General features: G+C 70.5%; 9 protein-coding genes. 3 read left to right on the top strand and 6 right to left on the bottom strand.

Annotation, left to right across the window (positions count from 1 at the left end; translation table 11 throughout):
- Nucleotides 1–27: 27 nt before the first annotated feature.
- Genes pyk through zwf form a run of 5 tightly spaced genes read right to left on the bottom strand, consistent with a single transcriptional unit; the run spans nt 28 to nt 6341 of the window.
- On the bottom strand, nt 28–1467 hold the full coding sequence (gene pyk / locus ACMV5O_RS04635) for a pyruvate kinase (protein WP_416162394.1): 1440 nt from the start codon (nt 1465–1467) through the stop codon (nt 28–30).
- A gap of 22 nt (nt 1468–1489) precedes the next feature.
- A complete protein-coding gene (gene pgi, locus ACMV5O_RS04640) occupies nt 1490–3145 on the bottom strand; it encodes a glucose-6-phosphate isomerase (protein WP_416162395.1) in 1656 nt (551 codons plus the stop codon).
- Between the two features lie 19 nt (nt 3146–3164).
- On the bottom strand, nt 3165–4205 hold the full coding sequence (locus tag ACMV5O_RS04645) for a glucokinase (protein WP_416162396.1): 1041 nt from the start codon (nt 4203–4205) through the stop codon (nt 3165–3167).
- On the bottom strand, nt 4186–4878 hold the full coding sequence (pgl, locus tag ACMV5O_RS04650; protein ID WP_416162397.1) for a 6-phosphogluconolactonase: 693 nt from the start codon (nt 4876–4878) through the stop codon (nt 4186–4188). The genes ACMV5O_RS04645 and pgl overlap by 20 nt, the downstream gene beginning before the upstream one ends.
- Before the next feature lie 2 nt (nt 4879–4880).
- Nucleotides 4881–6341, bottom strand: coding sequence for a glucose-6-phosphate dehydrogenase (gene zwf, locus ACMV5O_RS04655; RefSeq protein ID WP_324538342.1), 1461 nt, complete (start codon nt 6339–6341; stop codon nt 4881–4883).
- Between the two features lie 272 nt (nt 6342–6613).
- Here zwf and edd point away from each other — a divergent pair, with 272 nt between their 5' ends.
- The 3 genes from edd to glk all read left to right on the top strand — a co-directional run bounded on the left by edd (nt 6614) and on the right by glk (nt 11098).
- Nucleotides 6614–8431, top strand: a complete 1818-nt coding sequence (edd, locus tag ACMV5O_RS04660) for a phosphogluconate dehydratase (RefSeq protein WP_416162562.1) — start codon at nt 6614–6616, stop codon at nt 8429–8431.
- A 69-nt stretch (nt 8432–8500) separates the two neighbouring features.
- A complete protein-coding gene (locus ACMV5O_RS04665; protein WP_416162398.1) occupies nt 8501–9142 on the top strand; it encodes a bifunctional 4-hydroxy-2-oxoglutarate aldolase/2-dehydro-3-deoxy-phosphogluconate aldolase in 642 nt (213 codons plus the stop codon).
- 66 nt (nt 9143–9208) lie between these two features.
- The gene (gene glk, locus ACMV5O_RS04670; protein ID WP_416162399.1) at nt 9209–11098 is read left to right on the top strand and encodes a glucokinase; all 1890 of its coding nucleotides are present in this window, start codon (nt 9209–9211) and stop codon (nt 11096–11098) included.
- Here glk and ACMV5O_RS04675 read toward each other — a convergent pair.
- Nucleotides 11091–12212, bottom strand: coding sequence for a substrate-binding domain-containing protein (locus ACMV5O_RS04675; RefSeq protein WP_416162400.1), 1122 nt, complete (start codon nt 12210–12212; stop codon nt 11091–11093). The genes glk and ACMV5O_RS04675 overlap by 8 nt on opposite strands.
- Between the last annotated feature and the right edge of the window lie 143 nt (nt 12213–12355).

The following is a 12355-nucleotide window of genomic DNA, read 5'->3' on the forward strand; positions in this document are numbered from 1 at the left end:
TTCGGTGGTGTGGGTGCGGCGGCGGCCTCAGGCGGGCAGCTCGGCGGCGGCCACGGTCGGCCACGCCAGGCGCAACAGGTTGGTGGTGCCAGGGGTGCCAAAGGGCACGCCGGCGGTGACGATGACGGCCTGGCCGTCGCGCAGCAGGGCGTCGCTGCGGCAGGACGCGACTGCGGCATCGACCATTTCCTCGACCGTGCCGGTGGCGGTGGATACCCGCGGGCGCACGCCCCAGGCCACCGTCAGGCGGCCGGCGACGCGCGCCGACGGGGTCAGGCACAAGATCGGCGACTGCGGGCGCTGGTGCGCGATGCGCAGGGCGGTGGCGCCAGTGGCGGTGAAGGCCACGGTGGCGCACACCGGCATCATCGCGGTGATGCTCCGGATCGCGGTGCCGATGGCGTCGGTGCCGCTCGCCTGCATGTTGGCGGCGACGGTGTCGACGTACTGGCGGTGCAGCGGGTCGGCTTCGGTGCGGCAGATGATGCGCGCCATCATCTGCACCGCCTCGAGCGGGTACTGGCCGGAGGCGGACTCGGCCGACAGCATCACCGCGTCGGCGCCGTCGAACACCGCGGTGGCGACGTCCGAGGCCTCGGCGCGGGTGGGGGCCGGTGAGCTCACCATCGATTCCAGCATCTGGGTGGCAACCACCACCGGCTTGCCGGCGGCGCGCGCCAGGCGCACCAGCTTCTTCTGCAGGCCGGGCACTTCCTCGGCCGGCATTTCCACGCCGAGGTCGCCGCGCGCCACCATGATGCCGTCGGCGGCGGCGAGGATGGCCTCGATGTCGGTGATCGCCGAGGGCTTCTCGATCTTGGCCATCAGCGCGGCGCGGCCGCCGATGCGCGCCTGCGCCGCGACGACGTCGGAGGCCCGCTGCACGAAGGACAACGCCACCCAGTCGACGCCCAGGCCGAGGGCGAAGTCGAGGTCGGCGAGGTCCTTCGCCGTCAGCGGCGACAGGTCGAGGGTGGCCGAAGGCACGTTGACCCCCTTGCGGTTCGACAGCACGCCGTCGTTGAGCGCCACCAGCTCGAGCGCATGGGGCTGCGCGTCGCACACCTCGAGGCGGATGCGGCCGTCGTCGAGCAGCAGCAGGTCGCCCACCGCCGAGGCGGCGATGATCTCGGGGTGCGGCAGGCACACGCGGCGGGCGTCGCCCGGCGTGGGGTCGGCGTCGAAGCGGATGCGATCGCCGCGCTTGAGGCTCACCGCGCCGTCGGCGAAGGTGCCGATGCGCAGCTTGGGGCCTTGCAGGTCGGCGAGGATGCCGATCGGGCGGCCGCTCTCGGCCGCCACGCGGCGGATCAGCTCGGCGCGGGCGGCGTGGTCCTCATGCGAGCCGTGGCTGAAGTTCAGGCGAAACACGTCGGCGCCGGCTGCATGCAGGGCGCGGATGGTGTCCAGCTCCGAGCTCGCCGGGCCGAGGGTGGCGAGGATCTTGGTATTGCGCGAAGTGCTCACGATGTCTCCTGGGGAAGGGCGCTCAGGCCCGGTCGCCGACGCTGCGGGCGTGGTGGCGGTAGTGCGCGATCAGCGCCGCGGTGCTGCTGTCATGGGGGCTGGCATCGTGCTCGGCGGCGAGATCCTCGAGCACGCGGGCGGCGAGCTGCTTGCCGAGTTCCACCCCCCACTGGTCGAAGGAATTGACGCCCCACACCACGCCCTGCACGAAGGTGCGGTGCTCGTAGAGCGCGATCAGCGCGCCGAGCGCGAAGGGGTCGAGGCGCTCGAGCAGCAGGGTGTTGCTCGGGCGGTTGCCGGCGAACACGCGGTGCGGGATCAGGCTCGCGATGCGTTCCTCGGGCAGGCCCGCGGCGCGCATCTCGGCCTCGACCTCGGCCGCGGTCTTGCCCCGCATCAGCGCCTCGGCCTGCGCCACCATGTTGGCGAAGGCGATGCGGTGGTGCTGGTGCAGGCGCGCCGGATGCTCGAGCACGCCGATGAAGTCCACCGGCGCGAAGCGCGTGCCCTGGTGCAGCATCTGGAAGTAGGCGTGCTGGCCATTGATGCCGGGCTCGCCCCAGATCACCGGGCTCGTGTGGCAGTCGACCGGGCTGCCGTCGAGGCGCACCGACTTGCCGTTCGACTCCATGTCGAGTTGCTGCAGGTAGGCGGGCAGGCGGTGCAGACCCTGGTGGTAGGGGGCGATGACCTGGGTCGGCGCATCGAGGAAGTCGATGTTCCAGATGCCGAGCAGGGCGAGGATCACCGGCAGGTTGCGCTCGAGCGGCGCGCTGCGGAAATGCTCGTCCATCGCGTGGGCGCCGGCGAGCAGGGCGTCGAAATGGTCGGCGCCGATCTGCAGCACGATCGGCAGGCCGATCGCGCTCCACATCGAGTAGCGACCCCCCACCCAGTCCCAGAAGCCGAACATGTTGGCGGTGTCGATGCCGAAGCGCGACACCGCCTCGGCATTCGTCGACACGGCGACGAAGTGGCGCGCGATCGCTTCCTCGCGGCCGGCGTGCGCCAGCAGCCAGCTGCGTGCGGTGTGGGCGTTGGTCAGCGTCTCCTGGGTGGTGAAGGTCTTGGAGGCGACGATGAACAGCGTGGTGGCCGGATCGAGCGTGCGCAGCAGCGCATCGATCTGTACGCCATCGACGTTGGAGACGAAGTGCAGGCGCAGCGCCGGGTGGGCGACCTCGCGCAGCGCCTCGCAGGCCATCAGCGGGCCGAGGTCGGAGCCGCCGATGCCGATGTTGACGATGTCGGTGATGCGGCGGCCGTCGTGCCCCACCCACTGGCCGTTGCGGACGCTGTCGCTGAAGTGGCGGATGCGTTCGCGCACCGCCACCACCGCGTCGACGACGTTGTCGCCGTCGACCGTGACCACACCGCCGGCAGGCTTGCGCAGTGCGGTGTGCAGCACGGCGCGGCCTTCGGTGACATTGATGCGCTCACCCGCGAACATCGCCGCGCGACGCTCGACGACGCCGGCTTCGCGGGCGAGCTGGAACAGCAGGCCGAGGGTGGTGTCGTCGACGCGGTTCTTCGCGTAGTAGAGGAAGAGGCCGCAGGCTTCGGCCTGCATGCGGCGGCTGCGGCCGGGGTCGGCGGCGAAGAGGTCCTTGAGGTGCTGCCCGGCGATGTCGTCGCGGTGGGCGGCGAGGGCTTGCCAGCTGGGGAGGGCCTTGCTCATGGTCGGCGTGTCCTTCGGGTCAGGCGAATGGAAGGGTCGATGGGATGGTCGATGCGCCCTGCGGCGCGCGGCTGTCGAAGCCCACCGCGATGGCGGTGTCGAGCGCATGCGCGGCGCCGGTGAGCGCGGCGTAGGGGGCGCGAATCACGCGCGTCGGAATCGGCTCGAGGTAGCTGCGGAAGCGGCCCTTGGCGAGAAAGCGCTCGCGGAAGGCCGAGCGGGCGAAGAACTCGCCCAGGCGCGGCACGATGCCGCCACCCACGAACACGCCGCCGCGGGCGCCCAGCGTCAGCGCCAGGTCGCCGGCCACCGTGCCGAGCAGGGCGCAGAACAGGTGCAGCGTCTCGGTGCACACCGGACACTGGCCGGCGAGGCCGCGCGCGCTGATCGTTGCGCTGTCGAGCTCGAGTGCGGGCAGGCCGTCGAGACGGCGCAGCGCGTCGTGCAGCGCCACCAGGCCGGGGCCAGACAGCACGCGTTCGGCCGATACGTGGCCGTAGCGCTCGGCCAGCAGCGCGATCAGGTTCGCTTCGCGCGGCGTGCCGGCGGGCAGCGTGACATGGCCGCCCTCGCCCTGCAGCGGCGCCAGCGCGTCGCCCGCGGGCACCAGCCCGGAGATGCCCAGGCCGGTGCCGGCGCCGAGCAGGGCGATCGCCTGGCCGGGCAGGGCCTGGCCGTCGCCGACCTGCTCGAGATCGGCCGCGGCCAGGTGCGGCAGCGACAGCGCGAGCGCGGTGAAGTCGTTGATCAGCAGCAGGCGCTCGAGGCCGAGGGCGGCGCGCAAGCCGTCCACCGAGAACGCCCAGTGATGGTTGGTCATCGCCACGCGGTCACCGGTCACTGGGTTGGCGATGCCGAAGGCGGCTGCCCGCGGCAGGGCCACCCCTTCGGCGGCGAGGTAGGCGCGCACCGCCTGTTCCGGGCCGGCGAAGTCCGCGCAGGGCAGCACGCGGATGTGGCTGGGTGCGGCGCCGGGGGCGGCGACGAGGGCGAAGCGTGCATTGGTGCCGCCGATGTCGGCGACCAGGCGCGCGGCGGGTTCAGGCAGTCCAGAAGACACGGCAGGGGACCTCTTCCTGTTGCAGTAGGTTGCGCACCGGGTACTGACCGAGTGGGCCGGGCTTGAGCGCCTCGCACAGCACCGACCACTTCGCCGCGCCGGTGAAGTGCAGGGCGAGCAGGCGGGTGTCGAGCAGCGCAGAGGGGCTCAGCGAGATGCGGTCGTGCGGTGCGCGGGTGGGGCGCACGCCGATCAGGTCGGGCGTGGCGGTGTCCGACGGCGCGGGCGCGGTGTCGGCGGCAGGAAACAGCGACGCGGTGTGGCCGTCCTCGCCCATGCCCAGCACCACCGCGTCGAAGGGGCGCGGCAGCGCGGCGAGTGCGGCGGCGCTGGCGGCCAGCGCCGACCACGGCTCGGCGGTGTCGCGGTACAGGGGCACGAAGCGGGCCTGCGCCGCGTGGTCGCGCAGCAGCGTCTCGCGCACGCTGCGGGCATTGCTGTCAGGGTGGTCTTCGGCCACCCAGCGCTCGTCGGCGAGGGTGATCGTGACCCGGTCCCAGGCCAGCGGGGCCGCGGCCAGCCGCGCGAACAGGCCGCGCGGCGTACGGCCGCCCGACACCACCAGGCTGGCGGCGCCGCGCTGGTAGATGCCTTCGCGCAGCGACTGCACGATGGCCTCGGCGAGCGCAGCGTCGAGCGCTGCGGTGTCGGCAAAGCGCTGCAGCTCGATCATGCTCAGACCTCCTCGTGCCAGTGGAAGCCCTCGCGCCCCAGCAGGGCGGTGGAGGCGGCCGGACCCCAGGTGCCGGCGGTGTAGGACTTGGGCGGTTCGCCCGAGTCGCGCCAGCTCGACATGATGGGCTCGACCCACTTCCATGCCGCCTCCTGCTCGTCACGGCGCACGAACAGCGTCAGGTTGCCGCGCATCACGTCCATCAGCAGGCGCTCGTAGGCCTCCAGGCGGCGGCTCTGCGCGCCCTCGGTGAAGTCGAGGTCGAGCGACACGGGGTTGAGCAGCATCTGGTCGCCGGGACGCTTGGCTTGCAGATGCAGCTTGACGCTCTCGTCGGGCTGCATGGTGATGACCAGGCGGTTGTTCTGCAGCGCGGCGGCGGGCTTGCCGAAGATCGAGTGCGGCACGGCGCGAAAGTTGATGACGATCTCCGCCAGGCGCTCCTGCATGCGCTTGCCGGTGCGCAGGTAGAAGGGCACGCCGGCCCAGCGCCAGGTGTCGACGTTGGCCTGCAGCGCGACGAAGGTCTCGGTGCGGCTGCCGGCAGCGATGCCCGGCTCGTCCAGGTAGCCCGGCACCGGCTGGCCGCCACTGGCGCCGGCACGGTACTGGCCACGCACGGTGCGCAGCGGCACCTCGTCCTCGCCGATCGGGCGCAGCGCGCGCAGGATCTTGAGCTTCTCGTCGCGCACCGCGTCGGCGTCGATCGAGGCCGGCGGCTCCATGGCGACGATGCACAGCAGTTGCAGCAGGTGATTCTGCACCATGTCGCGCAGGGCGCCGGTCTTGTCGTAGAACTCGGCGCGCGACTCGACGCCGATCTGCTCGGCGACGGTGATCTGCACGTCGCTCACCCACTCGCGCCGCCACAGGGGCTCGAACAGCGCGTTGCCAAAGCGCAGCGCCAGCAGGTTCTGCACCGACTCCTTACCGAGGTAGTGGTCGATGCGATAGATCTGCTGTTCGCCGAAGTAGCGGCCGACCTCGTCGTTGATCTCGCGCGAGGAGGCGAGGTCGTGGCCAAGGGGCTTTTCCAGCACCACGCGGCTGGCGGGCGTGATCAGGCCGGTCTCGTGCAGATGGCGGCAGATCGCGGTGAATAGCGCCGGTGCGGTCGACAGGTAATAGACCTGGGAGCGGCTGGTGACCGCGCCGAGGCGCTCGCGCAGGGGAATGAAGCCGGCAGCATTGCGGGCGTCGAGCGCGATGTAGTGGAGGCGGGCTTCGAAGGCCTCCCAATGCGCGGCATCGAAGTGTCCCTTCAGGAAGCGTTCGCACTGCTCGGCGGCGAGCCGGCGGTAGCCGGCGGTGTCGAGTGTCTCGCGGGCGACGCCGATGATCGAGACGTCGGCGCCGAGCATGTTGGCGCAGTGCAGGTGGTAGAGCGCGGGCAGCAGCTTGCGCATCACCAGGTCACCCGTGCCGCCGAAGAGAACGACGTCTTGTCCAGTGTGTAGTGACATCTTGATCTCGCGTGTTGATGAGTGGGCTTCAGTGAATCGTTGATCGGACTATAAGTAGGAAAACTACAAAATGCAAGCGCTTTGGGCCAAATTCCCTCCACGGCCCTGTTGTACGCGGTTCGTGTCCGGTCCTGGCTCGCAAGGAAGTACATAGGCGAATTCAGCAGAATGCCCGCGTCCCGCCGGGTTCAAGGGTGCACGAGGGGCTTGCAAAAGAAATGTAGTTAAACTACTCTTCGACTACACCTTGAATGGAGAACACCCAGATGGCCATCCATCCGACGCTGCAGCACGTGACCCGCCGCATCCAGGCTCGCAGTGCCCAGTCGCGCGCGGCTTACCTGCAGCGCGTGGACGACGCCTCGCGCGCAGGTCCGCTGCGCGGCTCGCTGTCCTGCACCAATCTCGCCCACGGCTTTGCCGCGGCGCCCGCCGGCGACAAGATCATGCTGCGCGAGCAGCGTCGGCCCAACCTGGCCATCGTGTCCTCCTATAACGACATGCTGTCGGCGCATCAGCCCTTTCATGCCTTCCCGGAATGGATCAAGCAGGCCGCGCGCGAGGCCGGCGCCACCGCGCAGTTCGCCGGTGGCGTGCCGGCCATGTGCGACGGCGTCACCCAGGGCCAGCCGGGCATGGAGCTGTCGCTCTTCTCGCGCGACGTGATCGCGATGGCGACCGCGGTGGCGCTGTCGCACAACATGTTCGACGCCGCGCTGTGCCTCGGCGTGTGCGACAAGATCGTGCCTGGCCTGCTGATCGGCGCGCTGTCCTTCGGTCACCTGCCGACGGTGTTCGTGCCCGCCGGGCCGATGGGCTCGGGCCTGTCGAACAAGGAGAAGGCGGCGATCCGCCAGCGCTATGCCGCCGGCGAGATCGGCAAGGCCGAGCTGCTCGAGGCCGAGGCGCGCGCCTACCACTCGGTCGGCACCTGCACCTTCTATGGCACGGCCAATAGCAACCAGATGCTGATGGAAGTGATGGGCCTGCACCTGCCGGGCGCCGCCTTCGTGCCGCCCGGCACCGCGCTGCGCGAGGCGCTGACCCGCGAAGCCGCGCGCCAGGCGGCGGCGATCACGCGCGAGGGCGGCCGCTTCACGCCGATCGGGCGCATGGTGGACGAGCGCACCATCGTCAATGCGATCGTCGCGCTGCTGGCCACTGGCGGCTCCACCAATCACACCCTGCACCTGGTGGCGATCGCGCGTGCCGCCGGCATCCACATCGACTGGACCGATTTCGACGAACTGTCGGCCTGCGTTCCGCTGCTCGCCCGCGTCTATCCGAACGGCAGTGCCGACGTGAATGCCTTCCACGCCGCCGGCGGCACCGGTCTGCTGATCGGCGAGCTGCTCGACGCCGGCCTGCTGCACGAGGAGGTCGATACCGTGGTCGGCCGCGGCCTGTCGCTGTACCGCCGCCAGCCGCTGCTCGAGGACGGCCGTCTGCAATGGGTCGAGGGGCCGGCCGAGAGCCTGGACCCCAGCGTGCTGACGTCCGCCGCGCAGCCTTTCTCGGCCGACGGTGGCCTGAAGGTGCTGGCGGGCAACCTCGGCCGGGCGGTGACCAAGGTGTCGGCGGTGGCGCCCGAGCTGCGCGTGGTCGAGGCGCCGGCCAAGGTGTTTGCCTCGCAGGAAGCCTTGATCGCCGCCTACAAGCGTGGCGAGCTGACCGGCGATTTCGTCGCCGTGGTGCGTTTTCAGGGGCCCAGGGCGAACGGCATGCCCGAGCTGCACGGCCTCACGCCCACGCTGGCCAACCTGCTCGACAACGGCCAGCGTGTGGCACTGGTCACCGACGGGCGCATGTCGGGCGCGTCGGGCAAGGTGCCGGCAGCGATCCATGTCACGCCCGAAGCCTGTGACGGCGGCCTGATCGCCCGCGTGCAGGACGGCGATATCGTGCGCGTCGATGCCGAGCAGGGCGTGCTCGAGCTGCGCGTCGAGGCCGCCGAACTGGCCGTGCGCACGCCTGCGCAGGCGGACCTGTCGGCCAACCAGCACGGAATGGGGCGCGAGCTCTTCAGCGGCTTCCGCAGCCAGGTGTCGGGCGCCGAGGACGGCGCCATGAGTTTCGGGCTGCCGGCCTGATCCCCTGCGGTGCGCGGACCGCCGGTCCGGGCGCCGTCATCGAACCGAATTTTTGCCATCGAGGTCGTCATGGATTCGAAACAACAAGTGCTGGACCAGATTCTGGGGCTGGGGCCGGTCATGCCCGTGCTGGTGATCGAGGAGGTCGTCGACGCGGTGCCGCTCGCGCGCGCGCTGGTCGACAATGGCGTGCGCGTGCTGGAGGTGACGCTGCGCACGCCGAATGCGATGTCGGTCATCGCCTGCCTGTCCGAGGCCGTGCCCGAGGCGGTGGTGGGCGCCGGCACCGTGACCACGCCCGAACAGCTCGTCGCCGTCGAGCGTGCCGGTGCGCGTTTCGCGGTCTCGCCCGGGCTCACGCCGCGGCTGACGGCCGCCGCGCGCGAATCGAGCTTTCCGCTGCTGCCCGGCGTGATGACCACCTCCGAGGCGATGAGCGCGGCCGAGGCCGGCTTCACCCGGCTCAAGCTCTTTCCGGCCCAGCAGGCCGGTGGCGTGGGCATGCTGAGGGCGCTCCATGGTCCGCTGCCGGAGCTGCGTTTCTGCCCCACCGGCGGCGTCAGCGTCGACAATGCCGCCGACTTCCTCGCCCTGCCCAACGTGCTGTGCGTGGGCGGCTCCTGGCTGGCGCCCGATGCGCTGGTGAAGGCACGCGACTGGGACGAGATCGGTCGCCGTGCGCGCGCGGCCTCGCAGCTGCGCGCGCGCTGAGTCGGCCTCGTCGTCGGGCATCATTGCGGGTCCACGGGTGGAGCCGCATCAAGGAGCGAACGGGACATGGGACGCAACGACGAATCGCCGAAGCTGGCGCGGGTGGGGGCCTATGCGGCGGGGCCGCGGCTGGTCGCCAACATCGGTGCGACCACGGCGCGCTTCGCCCTGGAGGTCGCGCCGGGCGACTTCGAGCAGCCGGCCAACCTGGCTTGCGCGGACTATGCGGGCATCGAGGCAGTGTGCCGCGCCTATCTCGAGGGCATCGACGGGCCACGGCCGCTGCATGCGGCCATGGCCTTGTCGAACCCGATCGACGGCGACATCGTGCGCATGACCAATCGTGACTGGCAGTTCTCGATCGAGGCGGTGCGCGGCGCGCTCGGCATGCACACCCTGCTCGCGGTGAATGACTTCGTGGCGATGGCGATGGCGCTGCCCAAGCTCGCGCCCGACGAGAAGCGCCGGATCGGTGGCGGCGAGGCGCGTGCCGAGGGCGTGATCGGTCTCATCGGCGCCAGCACCGGCCTCGGTGTGTCGGCCCTGATCCCCAACGGTGAGCGCTGGGCGACGCTGGCCTCCGAGGGCGGCCACATGGCCTTCTCGCCGGCCAACGAAACCGAACTGGTCGTGCTGCGCCACGCCTGGAAGCGCTGGTTGCACGTGTCCTCGGAGCGGCTGATCTCGGCTTCCGGCCTGGTGCTGATCCACGAGGCGCTGGCAGCCGACGAAGGGAGTGCGGCGCACATCGACTCGGCTGACGAGGTGCTGCGTCGCGGCCTGCACGAGGGCGACGCGCTGTGCCGGCGCGCCCTCGATTGCCTGTGCGGGATGCTCGGCACCGCGGCGGGCAATCTTGCGGTGATGCTCAACGCGACCGGCGGCATCTATGTCGGCAGCGCGCTGGTGCGTGATCTGGCGGGCTTCATAGAGCAGTCGAGCTTCCGCCGTGCGTTCGAGAACAAGGGCCGCAACACCGAGTTCGTGTCGCGCATCCCCACCTACCTCGTGCTGTCGGACCAGACCGGCCTGCGCGGCGCGGCCGAGGTGCTGCGCAACCACCTGCAGGACCATGCGGACTCCGGCCAGTTGCTCGAGCGCATCCGTGCCGGCATGGACAGTCTGAGCCCGGCCGAGCGGCGCGTGGCGAGCCTGGTGCTGGAGCAGCCGCGCACCGTGCTCAACGACCCGGTGGCCGAGATCGCGGCCAAGGCCGAGGTCAGCCAGCCAACGGTGATCCGCTTCTGTCGTTCGCTCGGCATGCAGGGTCTGTCGGACTTCAAGCTCAAGCTCGCCTCGGGCCTCACCGCCGCGGTGCCGGTGCGCCACAGCCAGGTGCGGATCGGTGATCCCGGCGCGGAGCTGGTGGCGAAGATCTTCAACAACACCAGCTCGGCGATCATGAAGCTGCGCGACCAGCTCGACGGCGCGGCGATCGAGCGCGCCATCGCGCTGCTGGCGGCGGCGCGCCGCATCGAGCTCTACGGCGTGGGCAACTCCAGCGTCGCCGCACTTGACGGCCAGCACAAGTTCTTCCGCTTCAGCATTCCGAGCAACGCCTACATCGACAGTCACATCCAGCTCATGGCCGCGCGCCTGCTCGGTCCGGGCGATGTGGTGGTGGCGATTTCCAAGTCGGGCAGCCTGGCAGAAACACTGCAGGCGGCGGATGCCGCCCTGCAGGCGGGCGCGGCGGTGATCGCGCTCACCGCCGCGGGATCGCCGCTTGCGCGGCGGGCGACGGTGGCGCTGGAAGTGGCGCATCCGGAGGAGGGCGCCGGCTATCTGTCGATGGTGTCACGCATCCTGCATCTGCTGCTGATCGACGTGCTGGCGGTCGGTGTGGCCATGCGCCGCATCACCGCCACCGGTGAGCCGGTCGAGGAGCGTGCGCTGCAGCGTGAGCTCGAATCCTTGCAGGCACGCTTCGAGGCGCTGATCTCCCATGCTAGCTGAGCGGACTTGCCAGCTTCTTGCGCGCGCGCGGGCGTGGCTCGGGCGCCGCCTGCGGGGGCGCCGGGGCGACGGCCGGCGCCCCCGCGGCGGCCATCGCGCTGTCGAGCGGGCCGTCGGTCTCGCCCGGCACGAGGCGCGGCCTGGCCAGGTGGTGGATGCGGCCGACCGGCTTGCCATTGAGCACCGCGACGATCTGTTCGGCCATCTTGAGGCCGGTGCGCTCACCGGTCGCCTGTTCGACCCGGCTCACCCGGTAGGGCAGCGGGATGTCGGGCGAGACGCCGTCATAGACGATGAGCGAGATGTCCCTCCCCGGGCGCAGCTGCAGGTCGCCCACCGCGCGCAGCGCACCGACGCCGGCGAGGTTGTTGTCGATCAGCACCGCCGTGGGGGGATCGGGGCGCGCGAGCAGGGCGTGCATCGCCGCGTAGCCGGCGAGCCGGCTGAGGCGGGCGTCGGCGATCAGCGTGTCATCGCGCGCGATGCCCGCCGCCTCGAGCGCGGCGAGATAGCCGGCGAAGCGCTGCGCGGCGAAGTTGAAGCCCAGTGGGGCGTGGATGATCGCCACCCGGCGGTGGCCCAGTCCGATCAGGCGTTCGACCGCCATGCGCGCACCGGCTTCGTTGTCGAAGTCGAACCACGGGTAGGGCTTGTCGGTCTGCGTGCGGCCGTAGGCGAGGAAGGGAAAGCCGCGCCTCTGCAGCAGGGCGATGCGCGGATCATGGACCTGGGTCCAGCCCACGATGAAGGCGTCGACCCGGCGCGTGTCGATGATGCGCGCGTAGGTCTCGAGTTCGTTCTCGGGCCGGGTGGGAATGATGTTGAGGTCCATGTTGTGCTTGGCCAGGCCCTCGGTGAGTCCGGCCACCACCTCGCCGAAGCGGTGGTCGCCGAACTCGGTCGCATTGAACGGAAACACCATGCCGATGGTGTCAGTGCGACCCGTTGCCAGCCGCCGCGCCAGCGGGTCCGGCTGGTAGCCCATCGCCGCCGCCGCTTCCTTGACCCGCCGCCGGGTCGCCTCCGCCACGTCGGTGTAGCCGTTGAGCGCCCGACTGACGGTGGTCTGGGATAGCCCCAGGGATTCGGAAAGCGTCTTCAGATTGACTTTCATGTGCTTGCTCCAGCGGGCGGGTGCGGCCCTTGTTCCAAAGTGCTTTGGATTCTAGCACCGCGGGCGGCTGATCATAGGGAAACTGAAATCCGTTGAAGAAAATGCTTTACAGCCAAAGCGCTTCGGAATAGGATTCAAACCGC

The organism is Thauera sp. WH-1 (assembly GCF_047806685.1).
Lineage (GTDB): Bacteria > Pseudomonadota > Gammaproteobacteria > Burkholderiales > Rhodocyclaceae > Thauera.